Consider the following 14,819-nt stretch of genomic DNA (forward strand, 5'->3'; position numbering starts at 1 on the left):
GGGACGAAGCCCTCCGGCTATTGGCTAAACCGGACTTAGGTCAGCGGCCTTAGGCGGCAAGCGCAGGGTGCGATCGCGCAGTGCGGCGAGGTCGGAAGTTTGTAAGGTCGAAGGAGATAAAGTTACATAATTAACCCTATAGGTGTTACAGTCTTGTCGGGACGCGCGCTACCCTCAAGTGCGACTCTTGTTAGAAAACAGTAGTTTATCTAATGAGAGGAATCGGTATGGGAGCCGTTTACGACCAACTCAGTATCACAGAACGACGCAAGATAGAACGCTGGAGACACGCGAAGGTCCCAGTTGACGAGATGGCACGCGTTCAGAAGCGCTGCAGATCAACGATATTTCGCGAGCTAAAGCGTAACCATTTCTCGGACGAGAGCATGCCGGGATGCGATGGCTATTACGGTGCCGCCGCGCACCTGATGCAAGCGGAACGTCGTGCTCGAGAGCGCAAACTGATCAAACATCCTGAGCTGTGTAAACGCGTGATCGAGCGCATCAAGAACGGTTGGACACCCGAGCAGATCAGTAACCGCATGATCCACGAGGGTGCTCCTCTTAGGGTCTGCCAAGAAACCATCTATCGCTACATCTATTCCAAGGAAGGTCAGCGCGAAGACCTGTGGTGGTATCTACCGACCCACCGTGTCGCCCGCAGACCACGTCGCACCAGAAGGCGCAGAGAACCTAAATTCCACCGCGATGTCAGCATTCTGTTCCGACCCGATGATGTCGCTCATCGCCGTCAGTTCGGTCATTGGGAAGCTGATTTGATGCTGTTCAAACAAAAGCTTGGCCAGTCCAACGTTACCTCATTGGTTGAGCGCGTCAGCCGCTTCACCGTGATCCTGAAAAACCCGAACAAGCGCACCAAGCCGGTCATGGAAAAGATCATGAGCGCCATCAAAGATCTCCCCCTCGTCGCCCGCCGGTCCATCACTTTTGACCGCGGAACCGAGTTTGTCAGTTGGCCCCACCTACAAGCCGAGATCGGAACCCAAACGTGGTTTTGCGACCCCTCCAGCCCTTGGCAGAAAGGCACAGTCGAGAACACTAACCGACGCCTTCGAAGGTGGCTGCCCCGCAAACGCGACATCCGGCAATGCACAGATCACGATATGAAGGTGATCTGTGATCGCCTCAACAACACGCCACGAAAGTGTCTTGGATGGAAGACCCCAGCCGAGGTCTTCCGCGAAAAGATATTGGAGGAAATGCGATGACATCCCTACCCTGATCCCAACAAGAGTCGCGGTTCACGTATCGCTCACAGGGGCAGGTGATCGCCTCTGACGGTAGATTTGACGCGTGGGCCTACCCGCGCTGAGGGTCGATCGGTAATACGTTGGGCTGCCTTTAGCGAGTTTAAACAAAGTAACCCCGGCAACAACGCCGGAGTTACTTCTTTAAAGTTAATGCCCCAAGGTTGCCGCATCTACGCGCCGGGGGTCGGACGCGCCGAACAGATAGCCGCTTTCTTTGTCTACAAGGATCGACTGGGTAGAGCCCATGACCGACTTTTCGCTGACCTTATGGCCGCGCTGCTCAAGCAACCCCACCGTATCGAGGTTGATCCCCTCTTCGATGCGGATCTCATCAGGCAACCACTGGTGGTGGATACGCGGTGCGAAAGAGGCTTCGGCGATGTTCATCCCGTGATCAATGACATTCATGATGACCTGCAACGTGGTGGTGATGATGCGCGATCCGCCGGGCGAACCCGTGACCATGAAGACCTCTCCGTCCTTCATCACAATTGTAGGTGACATGGAAGAAAGCGGTCGCTTTCCGCCCTCTACAGCATTGGCATCGCCGCCAATCAACCCATAGGCATTGGGGACACCGGGCTTAGCGGCGAAATCATCCATTTCATTGTTCATAAGAATGCCGGTGCCATCGGCAACCATACCGGACCCATAGGAAAAGTTGATCGTATAGGTGTTGGAAACGGCGTTGCCATCCTTATCCACGATCGAAAAATGCGTCGTCTGATCGGACTCGTACGGCGCAAGTTTCCCCGGCTTGATGCTGCTGGATGGGGTTGCCGCGTTCAGGCTGATTTCCCCCCGAATATCCTCGGCATAGGCTTTTGAAGTAATCTCACTCAAAGGCACATCTACAAAATCACTATCGCCTAGATATTCCGAACGATCCGCATAGGCCCGCTTCATCGCTTCGGCCATAAGGTGGATCGTGTCGGCCGTGTTATGGCCGAGGAAAGAGATCGGGTAATCTTCAAGAACGTTGAGGATTTGAATGATATGCGCACCACCCGAACTGGGCGGCGGCATAGAAACGATCTCATAACCGCGGTAGGTACCGCGCACCGGATCACGCAGAACCGGCTTATAATTGGCCATATCGTCGACTGTGATCCGGCCACCGGCAGCTTGCACCGCATCCGCAATTTTTGTTGCCGTTTCTCCTTTGTAAAAGCCGTCTGTCCCTGCGTCAGCAATCTTTTGCAGTGTATTGGCTAAGTCCGCCTGAACGAGAGTTTCGCCCGGCTCATAAAAACCGCCGCCCTCTTTAAAGAAGATGCTTTCAGAGGTCGGCCATTTCTTTAACCGATCCTCAAGGCCTTTCAGACTGTCAGCAAGGCCGGGCGTGACCGCGATACCGTCGCGAGCAAGTGCAATGGCTGGCTCTAATACTTCGGCAAGCGACATGCTGCCGTAATTCTCCAACGCCATCTGCATGCCCGCCACCGTTCCCGGCACGCCGACGGCCAGCCCGGTGAACCGCGAAAGCTCGCTGTCGGCATTGCCCTCGGCGTCGAGGTACATATCCCTCTCAGCTGAAGCAGGCGCCATTTCGCGGTAGTCGATCGCCTTAGTCTCGCCGTTCTCCGCGTCACGGACAATCATGAAACCGCCACCGCCGATATTGCCCGCGCGCGGCAAGGTTACAGCCAGCGCAAATGCCACGGCGACTCCCGCGTCCACAGCATTGCCGCCAGCTTTGAGAATATCGAGCCCGATCTGGGCCGCTACGGCTTCTTGGGCCGACACCATCCCGTTCTCGGCATAGACGGGGTGAACACGGTCATTCCCAGAAAAAATCGCTGCTTCTTGGGCATGAAGCGCGGGGGCAGCCGACATTGTCAGGCATACCGCGCCAGTGATAATCTGTCTCATCAAAATTCCTCCCATTTGCGTTCGCGTGAGCTGAGGTTGGCTGTTTCCCTTCAAAAGTGCAACGGGGAGGGCAGACCTGACCTACCCCGCGTGCCGGGACATCAAGGCTAAGCTTTTACGGGTTCGCAGCCAGTTGCCTTTCTGCCGCTCTATAAGTACCACTCTATCGGGTGCACACCGTATCCTGCTCACCCTGCCCACCCCCCGTGACATGGAAGTCCTCACAGGTCATGCCCTTCATCTATCACATATCCAAAGCTTCCAAATTCTCCGCAGAAAGGGGCTTTGAATGAGGACCGCAATTGTCACCGGGTCGTCCGGGTTCATTGGGTATTTTGTTTCTCTGACGCTTCTCAGATCCGGGTGGCGTGTCATCGGCATCGACAGCCTGTCCGACTACTATGACACCAATCTAAAACTGCAGCGTCAATCGCAGCTTAGCGCGTATGCCGAGTTCACTGTCGTGAACGAAAAACTGGAAACGCCTCAAGCGCTGATGTCTCTTTTCAAAGAACACCGCCCCGAGGTGGTGATCCATCTGGCTGCGCAGGCAGGTGTGCGGCACTCCATCGACGTGCCCCGCGCCTATGTGGATGCTAATATTATCGGCACCTTTGAACTGCTCGAAGCTGCGCGCGCATTCCCGCCCGCCCATATGTTGCTGGCCTCTAGCTCTTCCATTTTTGGGGCAAACAGCCAAATGCCATACAAGGAAGCGGATAAGGTCGATACGCAGATGTCCTTTTATGCGGCGACCAAGAAAGCGACCGAAAGCATGGCGCATTCCTATGCCCATCTTTACGATCTGCCGACGACCATGTTCCGTTTCTTTACCGTATACGGGCCATGGGGGCGCCCTGACATGGCGTATTTCAAGTTTACAAAGGCCATCCTGAACGGAGAGCCGATAGACGTTTACAACCATGGCAAGATGCAGCGCGATTTTACCTATGTCGACGATCTTGTCCGCGCCATTGTGGCCTTGATCGACGTCACCCCCGACCCCGCCAATCCGGTGGCCAACGACAGCGTTTCGCCTGTCGCCCCGTTTCGCGTCGTAAACATTGGCAATGCGTCACCCGTGACGTTGATGGACTTCATCGCAGCGATCGAGGCCGCCTGCGGGCTGGAGGCGATCAAGACCTATCACCCGATCCAGCCCGGCGATGTCCCCGCTACTTGGGCCGACACGACTTTGCTGCAAAACCTCATCGGTCAGCAACATTCCACCCCCGTCACCGTTGGGTTGCAGAATTTCGTAGACTGGTACCGCGACTTCTACAAAGTTTGATCTGAACAGCCCCGGCGGTGGCGCATCAATGTATTTTGATGTTGAGCAGAACACACTCAGAATACAGCATATCGATCTCGGAAGGATTCAGAAGCCCATGCTGGCAATATCTGGGTGTTGCAAACTCCCTCACATCGTCACATGCGATCCCGCTCTGTGCAAAGCGACGGTCCAGCGATAGGATCGCCGCCTCGGAAGGCAGGACCGATGCCGCGATGCGTTTTGCGTATTCAGCAAAGAGCGGCTGATCCGAGAGATACATGATTTCATGCGTCACGTAATCGTCGTGCTTTTTCTGAGGGTAGATGACCATCGTGCATAGCCCATCGGGCGTCTCTACCGACAAATGCCTAAGCCGCAGCCCCTGATGATCCCCAATGATCCGTCGGTCCTTTGCGGGCAAACGATCCCCCAATCCCAATGGATCTTCGTGCACTTCAAATCCTGCGCTTTTCGAAGGGTGCCAGACCAGACGCTCCCGATCCAACTCTGCCAGCCCTGCCTTTTCCAAAACATTGACCGCCGCCTTAGCGCTGGAAAAGTTTGTCACCGTCACGTCCGGGTCCAAGGTCGCCAGCGCGATCATCTTTTTGCCCACACCTTGCCCGCGATATTCCTTAAGCACGTACCAAGAGGTCATGTCAGCGGTGGTTCTTGGGCCGTTAGACGTTTGACGTTCGGCATAGACCAACCCCAAAACGCCGATCAACTTGCCATCATCCCGCACCGTTATGGCATAGCGCCCCTCGGGCCCGCACCATCTTCCGGCCAGCAGCTTGCGCCAGCTATCAATGCCCCATTTTGCGCGCACGAATACGGCGTTCATAAATTGGGCGACCTCTTCCCGCTCGGCGGGGGAAGCATAGGCAATATCTAGCATTTCGTGCTCATTTTATTAGGCAATCCAATGATATCCACTGGGTCTTTGCACCCTGTGTCAGTCGTGACATCAATGCTTCGGTAAAGCTCCAAGTGTCTTCATCGGTTTGCAGGTGGTGGCTGACAAAGCCGGTCGGCTCATCCCGGTATGCGTCTTCCAATCGACGCTTTCGCAGGTGGCGCACACATTGCTCCAACGTCTTCTCCTCCCCCGCAAATTTCGCCCCTTCCTTCCAGCGGATCGGATCAATGTGACCATTAAACCGCTGCAAGCCCGGTACGGGTTCGGGATGGGGCCGGGCGTCGAAATTGGAAAGTGCTGTGTACCCCCATTGGGGCAAGTATGGTAGAACCTGTTCACCAATGCGGTTCCACGGCGGCACGAACACCGGCAATATATTCGGCAGCTTCGCCACTTGCATCCGCCGCCAGCCTTCTCGCAGGTCCGTTTCGATCAGGGTCAAATCGCGCATTACGCCGACTTCGGACGCGCGAGTGCCTTTGGGCTCGTGGTTCTTATGTGCAAACCCGTGCTGCAAGCTAAATACATGCGGCGACATTGACAGGCGGTCGGCAAGGTCGTCGGCAATTGCAACAGGGATGACCGCCAGATGCAAAGGCGCATCAAAGCGTTCCGAAAGCGCGATCAACCTATCTAAGTCATTCGTACAGGCTTCGGTGTCATCATCACGCCACCAGAAAGTCGGCGTTTCACCCTGCGAGGCCCATTTTTCAAGCTCTTCGTCTAATTCTGCCCAGGTCGCCACGTGCGGACCCCTTTCAGGTGTTATTTGCCTATTAATTGAACCATTTGGGTGCCTGAATGTACACTCACTTTTCCTCGCATGGGCCTGATGGCGCAGCCAATGGCGAATATGTGGCCCAAGCGGCCTTGCGAGGCTGGACGCCCCCCCGCAAATCGGCTTCACTCCTTTTGCGGACCGCGCTTTTGCGGAAATGGAATGGGATACCGATGACATCTCTGTTGAAAGTTGACGGGCTGACAATCGGGTTTGGCAATGCTGACCCGGTGGTGCGCGACGTCAGCTTTTCCGTCGCACCCGGTGAAACGCTCGCATTGGTCGGCGAAAGCGGCTCTGGCAAAACCCTGACTTGCCGAAGCATTCTGCGTATCCTGCCTGACGTCGCAAGAATCCGTAGCGGTCGGATCGTTTTCGCGGGTGATGACGCGCCCGTTGATATGCTGTCCTTAAGCGAGCCAGCGATGCGCCAAATCAGGGGCAACCGCATCTCGATGATCTTTCAAGAACCGATGCGCTCTCTCTCGCCCCTGCACCGACTGGGCAACCAAGTGGCCGAAGTGCTGCGCCTACACCGCTCCATGGGCCGCGCAGAGGCAAAGCGGACTGTGCTCGAAAAATTTGAGCGCGTAGGCTTTGCCGAACCGGAGCGGGTCTGGCGCAGCTATCCCTTTGAGATGTCAGGCGGCATGCGACAACGCGCTATGATTGCCATGGCGATGGTGGCTAAACCAGATTTGTTGATTGCAGACGAACCCACCACGGCGCTGGATGTGACGACACAGGCACAGGTGCTGGGGCTGATCAAAACGCTGCAATCGGAAACCGGAATGGCGGTGGTCCTTGTCACGCATGATCTTGGTGTGGTGGCGAATATGGCGCAGCAAGTCGTCGTCATGAACGGGGGCCGCGTCATGGAAAGCGGCACCGCAGCAGAGGTACTGGGCAGCCCGGAACACGGCTATACACGCAAGCTTTTTGCCGCGGCCACAATGATCCCCGAGGTCGCCGCCCCTGCCCGCGCGGTCGCCCATGATGATCTGATCATGAACCTGCGCAACGTAAGCAAAACCTTCGCCCTGCGCACCGGAGGATGGCGCAAGCAGACCACAGTGACCGCCTGCAAAGACGTCAATCTGCAGGTGGTACGAGGCAAGACATTGGCCGTGGTCGGCGAAAGTGGTTCGGGCAAAACGACATGCGCGCGCATGGCCCTTGGGGCCGAGACGCCCGATCCCGGGGGCGAAGTTTCATTTTACCCTGAACCGGGTGCCTTGCCCATGCCGGTACACGATATGTCCGTATCGCAACGTACCGCCTTTCAACGCCAAGCGCAGATGGTGTTCCAAGATCCCTATTCCTCGCTGTCGCCAAGAATGCGTATCGGCGCGGCATTGACCGAACCGCTGGAAATTCACGGCATCGGGTCGCGTGCTGATCGGCGCGACAAGGCCGCCGAGATGCTGGAGCTCGTCGGCCTTAACCCCGACATGATGACGCGCTATCCGCATGCGTTTTCGGGCGGGCAGCGACAGCGTCTCTCCATCGCCCGCGCCTTGACGCTGGACCCCAAACTTTTGATCTGTGACGAACCCACGTCCGCATTGGATGTTTCCGTGCAGGAACAGATCCTGACGCTGCTGGAAGACATCCGTGAACGCGCCGCGTTGAGCTATCTGTTCATCAGCCACGATCTGGCTGTTGTGGCCCGTATCGCTGATGAGGTCGTGGTGATGCGAGCGGGCGTAATTGTGGAACAGGCCCCCCCCGAAACGCTGTTTTACGACCCGCGCCACCCCTATACCAAGGCGCTCATCGCAGCCCAACCTGAACCCGATATCTCAAGACCGATTGACCTCGAACTGGTCGCCAAGGGGGCTGGCGCGCCCTCGACGTGGCCAGAGATGTTCCGCATCGAAGGCGGGATCGCACCGGCATTGCAGGGCGTTGGTGCCGGTCACAAGGTTCGCTGTCATGTCTAGGCTGTTCGCTCTGCTGCTCTGTCTGGCGGGACCGGTGTGGGCTGCGCCCCCATTGCAGGAAACAATCTTTTGGGCGGCAGAAGTGAACAAAGGCAATCTTCCACCGATCGCCGAGCGCCTGCCTGATGTCCCCCTTATCGTTGAACTAGAGGCCAAGGGCCGCAGTTACGGCACCCAAGGCGGCACATTGCGCACCTTTGGCACCCGGTCCAAAGATGTGCGGCTGATGTCGGCCTATGGCTATGCCCGGCTGGTTGGATACACCTCTGATTACACGCTCTCGCCTGATATCCTGCGCGATGTTGAAGTCACTGAGAACCGGAAGTTCACGCTGCACCTGCGCCCGGGCCATCGCTGGTCAGACGGTGCTGCGTTCACCTCAGAAGATTTTCGCTATTGGTGGGAAAACGTCGCGCAAGACCCTGATATCACGCCCTCTGGCCCGCCGGATTTCATGTTTGTGGATGGTGTATTGGGTACGGTAAATTTTCCCGATCCGCATACTGTCATTTTCGAATGGCCCACCGCAAACCCGAATTTCCTACCTTTGCTGGCACAGGCCAGTCCGCCGTTCATCTACCGCCCCTCACATTACCTCAAGCAGTTCCATCAAAAGTTCACCGGCCCCGGCGCGCTTCATGCAGCCATCACGAAGGCGCGCGTGAAAAGCTGGGCGGCGTTGCACAACAAACGCGACAGCATGAGCAAATTCGACAACCCAGAACAACCGACACTGCAACCTTGGATAAACGCCACGACCACCGGCACGTCCCGGCAACTGTTTGTCCGCAACCCCTACTATCACCGCATCGACGCGCGCGGCGTGCAACTGCCTTACATTGACGTCGTCGAGATGACGATTGCGACCGGCGGGCTTATCGCGGCAAAGGTCAACGCGGGAGAAGCGGACTTGCAGGCACGTGGGCTCGATTTTCCTGACATCTCGATCCTCAAGAAGGGCGAAGCGGATGGCGGCAACTATCGCACATTGTTGTGGGAGAACGGGGCCGCAAGCCAGATCGCGATTTACCCTAACCTCAACTTTGCCGATCCGGTCTGGCAGGAGGTGATGCGCGATGTTCGGTTTCGCCGCGCGCTTAGCCACGGCGTTGATCGGCATATGATCAACCGCGCGCTCTATTTCGGATTAGCCCAAGAAGGCGGCATGACCGCATTGCCCCAAAGCCCGCTGTATGACCCCCAAAACGCCTCTGCCTATGCCAATTATTCTCCGGCCAAGGCAAACGCCCTGCTGGATGAGATTGGCCTGACAGAGAGAACCCAAGCAGGCATTCGTAAGCTGCCCGATGGCCGCCCGATGGAATTCGTGGTCGAAACCGCGGGAGAGCGGCAAGAGGTCGAAAATGCGCTGGCCATCCTTACCGACACTTGGCGGGAATTGGGGATCAAGCTGGTGATGCGCCCGCTGGATCGCGACATTCTGCGCAACCGGGTCTATGCGGGGCTCAGCATGGCGTCTGTGTGGTTCGGTTGGGACAATGGGCTGCCCACATCTCAGACGTCGCCGATGTACCTTGCCCCCACCAATCAGGAATTTTTCGCTTGGCCGATGTGGGGGCAATATTACCAATCCAAGGGCGAACTGGGCGAGCAACCTCAAGGCCCTGCGCCGAACGAATTGCTGGCGATGGCAGACCGCTGGAACCACGCGACAGATGCGGAAACCAGAACGACCCTGTGGCGTGAAATGCTTAAGATTCATGCCCAAGAGGTCTATGCAATCGGCATTCTTTCCGAAGCGCCGCAGCCCGTGGTCGTCTCAAAAGGGTTGCGCAATGTCTCTGAACAGGGACTTTGGGCCTATGATCCGGGTGCGCATTTCGGCGTGCATCGGATTGACGAGTTCTATTTCGAGGAACCTTTTCAGCAGGTTGTCCAATGATGTTCCTCCGCTATGCAGTTTTTCGCTTTTTCACGATGTTGCTGACCTTGTTGGTCGTCTCGGTTCTAATCTTTGTGATTATCAACCTCCCGCCGGGCGATTACCTTTCCAATCAGATCGCCGAATTGCGGGCAACCGGCCAGGCGGAAGGCATGGCAAAAGCGGAATTTCTGCGCGCCGAATACGCGCTCGACCGGCCTCTCTGGGAGCAATATCTAATCTGGGTGGGATTTGCCCCGGGTCCGCAGGGTTTCTCTGGCCTAATACAAGGCGATTTCGGTTGGTCCTTCGAATTTGACCGCCCCGTGGGCGAGATCGTCGGGGATGCCCTGTGGTTGACGGTATTGGTCAATCTGGCCGCCGTGCTGTTCGTCTATGCGGTGGCTTTGCCCTTGGGTGTGATTGCCGCCGCCAAGTCTGAGACATGGGCCGATTATACGGCGGGCTTTGTTGGATATCTGGGCCTTGCGACGCCGAATTTCCTGCTGGCGCTCATTTTGTTCTACTACGGGCACAAATACTTTGACCTGCCAATTGGCGGCCTGATGGATCCGGCATTCGAGGGCGCCCCGATGTCATGGCCCAAAGTTAAATCAATCCTCGTGCATATGATCGTCCCGACCTTTGTCATCGGCACGTCAGGGGCAGCCGCCATGATGCAACGCTTGCGCGCCAATATGCTGGACGAATTGAGCAAACCCTATGTTGAAACCGCCAAAGCCAAGGGCATGGCCCCTGCACGGTTGCTGGTAAAATATCCGCTGCGCATGGCGTTCAATCCTTTCGTTGCGGATATCGGCAACCTGCTGCCCGCGATGGTCTCGGGGTCGGTGCTGGTGTCCGTGGTGCTGGGTTTGCAGACAATCGGGCCTTACCTGCTGACCGCGCTAAAGTCACAAGATCAATTTCTGGCCGGTTTCGTCCTGATGTTCGTGGCTCTGCTCACGCTGATCGGCACAATGATTTCCGACATGCTGCTGGTGCTGCTAGACCCGCGCATTCGCTATGGTGGGCGCGGCGCATGAGTACCCAGCCTACCAACCGATTTGTCGACACCACACCTTGGGTGGACACCCCTGATATTTCAGTGCCCGAGCGATCGGATATGGATGCACCCGCGTGGCGACTGATGTGGCGCAGTTTCCGCCGGCATAAGCTCGCGCTCATCTGCGGCATCTTCTTGTTGATCTCTTACCTGATCTTGCCGATCGCTGGCTTTATCGCGCCTTACACGCCGAACGAACGCAGTGCCGATTATCTCTATGCTCCACCGCAAAGTATCAACCTTTGGCATGAAGGTGCTTTCATCGGCCCCTACGTCTATCCGATCACAGCCGAGGCCGATCTAGAGAATTACCGTTGGACTTACACCACCGATGAGACCACCCCCCTGCCGCTGCGGTTTTTCTGCGAGGGGGAGGGCTACAAGCTTTTTGGATTGATCCCATCAGACACGCATCTTTTCTGTGCGCCAGAGGATGCAAGCCTGTTCCTTTGGGGGTCTGACCGTTTGGGCCGCGATGTCTTCAGCAGGATCTTATACGGTGCGCAACTGTCGCTGACCGTAGGACTTATCGGCATCACTGTGTCCTTCGCGCTTGGTATCACCTTCGGCGCGATGGCGGGCTATTTCGGTGGCAGGATCGACTGGTTTCTCAACCGCGTGATCGAGATACTGCGCAGCCTTCCTGAATTGCCGCTTTGGCTTGCGCTTTCGGCGGCAGTGCCGTCCAATTGGGGGCCGGTGGCGGTCTTTTTTGTGATCTCGATCATTCTAGGCATCCTTGATTGGCCCGGATTGGCGCGCTCCGTGCGGGCCAAATTCCTGTCTCTACGCGAGGAGGAATACGTTAAGGCCGCCGAGATGATGGGCGCCAAGCCCGGCCGTGTCATCCGCCGCCATTTGCTGCCCAACTTTATGTCCCACCTGATTGCCAGTGCGACCCTTTCGATACCCGCCATGATCCTTGGAGAAACAGCGCTCAGCTACCTTGGGTTGGGCCTGCGCGCGCCTGCCGTTAGTTGGGGGGTGATGCTGAATGATGCCCAAAACCTCGCCAGCATCGAGATCTATTGGTGGACCGCAATACCGATGCTACCGATCATCGTGGTGGTACTGGCGTTCAACTTCCTTGGGGACGGGCTCCGCGCCTCTCTGGACCCTTACAAGAATTGATACGGCTTAATGCCGACAGCAGTTTTGGCTAGCCCCCTGTGCTGCTGGCAATCACTGAAAGCACGTCACTGACATCATCAGCGCCACACGCAGGATGATGCAGGCCCATTAAACCCGAGGCATCACCTCAGCGATCATCGGTGCTGCTTTCACCGCGATCATCGCGTTCCAACATATCCTCATCAAGCGAAGCGTGGGCTGCGGCCGCGACTTTGCGCTTTTGCGCGTCAGAGAGATCGTCCGGGTTGCCGTCGGCCAACCGCACTGTCACTTCTCGATGTGCGAATTTGATGCCTTCGCGTTCAAACAGGGTTCGGATTTCTTGATAGACCTTCTTTCGGGCGAGCCATTGGTCCCCCGGCTTGGTCATAAACTTCACCCGGATGATCATGGCGCTGTCTTGCATCTCAATGACGCCTTGGGACTTCAAAGGCAGGATGAAGGCTTCTCCGATTTCTGGATCACTGAGCAGGTCTTGGCCCAACCTTTTGATCAGCTTACGGACCTTTTCGATATCGGTGTCATAGGTCACCCGTAATGGCAGCTTCATCATCACCCAATCGCGCGAATAATTGGTGATCACCTGCAATTCACCAAACGGAATGGTGTGCAGCGCCCCCAGATGGTGACGCAGTTGGAAGGAACGGACCGAGATCTTCTCAACCGTGCCTTTGACGTTGCCAACATCCAGATATTCGCCCTTTCGGAATGCATCATCAAAAAGGAAAAACGCTCCGGCAAAGACATCCCGCACTAGCGCCTGACTGCCAAAACCAATGGCGATGCCAATGATCCCGGCACCGGCGAACAATGGGCCGACATTGATTCCGACCTCCATCAAAACAATCAGCAAGATCGTGACCACAACGAGGATCAGCGTGAAATTGCGAAACAACGGAAGCAGCGTGGCCAGCCGACTGGCGCTAGAACCGCCGCCTTCATCGCCCAGCTCGCCCGCGTCCAGATCGGGTGTTTCTTCTTCGATCTTACTGTCGATCCAGATGCGGAAGGCATGATAAATGACATAGCCGATGAAGATGACGACCATGATATCCAAAAGTTGGGAGGCAAAGCCTTCGACCATTTCAGCGCCGTTATTGTCCCAGATATAGAAAAACGCATAGGTCCCCGCGACAAAGGACAGAATGCCCGCCACTCGGCGTGCCAGTTCCTCGTAAGTACTTAGGGATTGCCGCGGCATGACGGTATCCGCTGCGGTTTCATGCTGCGGTTCTTGTTGCAGCGCATCCGCACCGCTTTCCTCTTCTAGCGCTTCGCTTTGGCGCGCGCCCTTGGTTTCCCTTTCAGCGTTCATCCGACGCAATGCGCGGGTCCGGGCAAAGCCGCGTTCGATCCCGTAATTGATCAGACCATAGACGACGATGATCGTGATCAAGATCCCGTAGGCGCCCGCAATCAACGGGGCCGCATTGGCGTTGCCGAGAACAAGGTTAACCGTCAGATCAATCCATGCGAAAATTGCATAAAAACAAACGATGGGCGCCCATGCCCGCGACAAAAAGCGCACGATCACCGACGTTTCCTCGGGCGGTTTGCCGTTGCGAAGCGCGCGGCTGATGGCGCTACGATTGACCAGCACCAGCAGTATGTTCAACAGCACCAACGCGGCAGACATCACAGAGGCCAAAAATGCATAGGCGTCGTAGTTCAAGCCCAGCTCTGCGATCCAGATGCCAAACAGAATTGCGCAGATCTCGGCGGACGCCAGCATCCAAAGCCAACGATGCAACCGTTTGGCATCCCGATCGTTAAGCGCAGGAATACGGTATTGCCCAAGGAAGGGCGACAAGATCATGCGCCATAGACCGGCGACAAAGCGACAGGAGAAATAACCGATATTGATGAGCGTTACAGTGAACTGCATCGCCGTATCGGTAAGTGGGCCAAAGAGCACGGTACCGATCACATAGGCAACCGCCATGGATACAAGGACGCCGCCCACTCCGACAACAAAGCGAAGCACAAGGAAAGGGATTTTCTCGACATAGCCTTGAGGGTTCTCGCGAACCTGTTTTGTAACGATCCTTTTCATCAGGCGTTGACCGTAGATTTTCCGTTCTACGATGACGCCAACGCCAAACATCAGCAGACACAACAACAATGCCTTGCCAAAGGCCCAAAGTGTTCCGTCTGGGCTGGCTGCGCGCAAGATATAGAGGACTTCATTAAACGCGACCGGAAGGGTCAGCAGCCGCTCCACCAGCACGGCGCGAAATTTGGCGGCGCGGTCCTGCATCCGCATCATTGATGACGGGCCGTCGCTCTCGGCCAATTCTGCCTCAGATGCGGGAAGGTCGCCTAAAATTTGACCAGAGTTGTCGATCACCACCACGCCGACACCGTTTTCGGCTGCTCTGCGCATGATCAAGTCGATATCTGGGGTCTCTGCGGCTTCCGCCGTGCCCGTGCCCGTAAACAACGAGCCGACACCTTGCGATTGCCCAGCAACTGGTAGGACCGAGGAAAAAATCAAAGAAAATAGGCCGACAATGAAAAAGGCGCGCATGTGGTTCCCAGTTAACTCAACCCTGACCATTAGCAGGCTATGCCAGCAATCAACCTATTGCAATTCTGCGGGTGCCAAACTATCTGAGATGCGCGCGGCGACCTGCCATTTGGCCGTGACATACTGCGCGCGGCCCGGACTGACACAATCCCAAGGA

General features: G+C 56.5%; 10 protein-coding genes. 6 read left to right on the top strand and 4 right to left on the bottom strand.

Features of this window, described 5'->3' with window-relative positions; genetic code table 11:
- Positions 1 to 227: 227 nt before the first annotated feature.
- The gene (locus BM229_RS16090) at positions 228 to 1,229 is read left to right on the top strand and encodes an IS30 family transposase (RefSeq protein ID WP_093928669.1); all 1,002 of its coding nucleotides are present in this window, start codon (positions 228 to 230) and stop codon (positions 1,227 to 1,229) included.
- A 189-nt stretch (positions 1,230 to 1,418) separates the two neighbouring features.
- On the opposite strand, the gene ggt is transcribed toward BM229_RS16090, so the two are convergent.
- Positions 1,419 to 3,143, bottom strand: a complete 1,725-nt coding sequence (ggt, locus tag BM229_RS16095) for a gamma-glutamyltransferase (protein WP_208604107.1) — start codon at positions 3,141 to 3,143, stop codon at positions 1,419 to 1,421.
- Positions 3,144 to 3,432: 289 nt separating this feature from the next.
- Between ggt and BM229_RS16100 the strand changes: the two genes are divergently transcribed.
- Positions 3,433 to 4,434, top strand: a complete 1,002-nt coding sequence (locus BM229_RS16100) for an SDR family NAD(P)-dependent oxidoreductase (RefSeq protein ID WP_093928671.1) — start codon at positions 3,433 to 3,435, stop codon at positions 4,432 to 4,434.
- A 25-nt stretch (positions 4,435 to 4,459) separates the two neighbouring features.
- Here BM229_RS16100 and BM229_RS16105 read toward each other — a convergent pair whose 3' ends face one another.
- Both BM229_RS16105 and BM229_RS16110 read right to left on the bottom strand, forming a co-directional pair.
- Positions 4,460 to 5,314: a GNAT family N-acetyltransferase gene (locus BM229_RS16105; RefSeq protein ID WP_093928672.1), complete on the bottom strand. Its 855-nt coding sequence runs from the start codon at positions 5,312 to 5,314 to the stop codon at positions 4,460 to 4,462.
- A gap of 7 nt (positions 5,315 to 5,321) precedes the next feature.
- A complete protein-coding gene (locus BM229_RS16110; protein ID WP_093928673.1) occupies positions 5,322 to 6,080 on the bottom strand; it encodes a polysaccharide deacetylase family protein in 759 nt (252 codons plus the stop codon).
- A gap of 206 nt (positions 6,081 to 6,286) precedes the next feature.
- On the opposite strand from BM229_RS16110, the gene BM229_RS16115 reads away from it, so the two are divergent.
- From BM229_RS16115 to BM229_RS16130, 4 genes are read left to right on the top strand one after another with little or no spacing between them, the layout of a single operon-like run.
- Positions 6,287 to 8,056, top strand: a complete 1,770-nt coding sequence (locus tag BM229_RS16115) for an ABC transporter ATP-binding protein (protein ID WP_093928674.1) — start codon at positions 6,287 to 6,289, stop codon at positions 8,054 to 8,056.
- Complete coding sequence (locus BM229_RS16120) at positions 8,049 to 9,959, top strand: ABC transporter substrate-binding protein (RefSeq protein WP_093928675.1); 1,911 nt, start codon at positions 8,049 to 8,051, stop codon at positions 9,957 to 9,959. The genes BM229_RS16115 and BM229_RS16120 overlap by 8 nt, the downstream gene beginning before the upstream one ends.
- Positions 9,956 to 10,984: an ABC transporter permease gene (locus BM229_RS16125; protein WP_093928676.1), complete on the top strand. Its 1,029-nt coding sequence runs from the start codon at positions 9,956 to 9,958 to the stop codon at positions 10,982 to 10,984. Before BM229_RS16120 ends, BM229_RS16125 begins: the two co-directional genes overlap by 4 nt.
- On the top strand, positions 10,981 to 12,135 hold the full coding sequence (locus BM229_RS16130; protein WP_093928677.1) for an ABC transporter permease: 1,155 nt from the start codon (positions 10,981 to 10,983) through the stop codon (positions 12,133 to 12,135). The genes BM229_RS16125 and BM229_RS16130 overlap by 4 nt, the downstream gene beginning before the upstream one ends.
- Before the next feature lie 127 nt (positions 12,136 to 12,262).
- Here the strand turns inward: BM229_RS16130 and BM229_RS16135 are convergent, their stop codons facing one another.
- Positions 12,263 to 14,662 (bottom strand): mechanosensitive ion channel family protein, encoded by a 2,400-nt coding sequence (locus BM229_RS16135; protein WP_093928678.1) that lies wholly within the window; start codon positions 14,660 to 14,662, stop codon positions 12,263 to 12,265.
- Positions 14,663 to 14,819: the final 157 nt, after the last annotated feature.

It is taken from the genome of Sulfitobacter dubius, assembly GCF_900113435.1.
GTDB classification, from domain to species: Bacteria; Pseudomonadota; Alphaproteobacteria; order Rhodobacterales; family Rhodobacteraceae; genus Sulfitobacter; species Sulfitobacter dubius.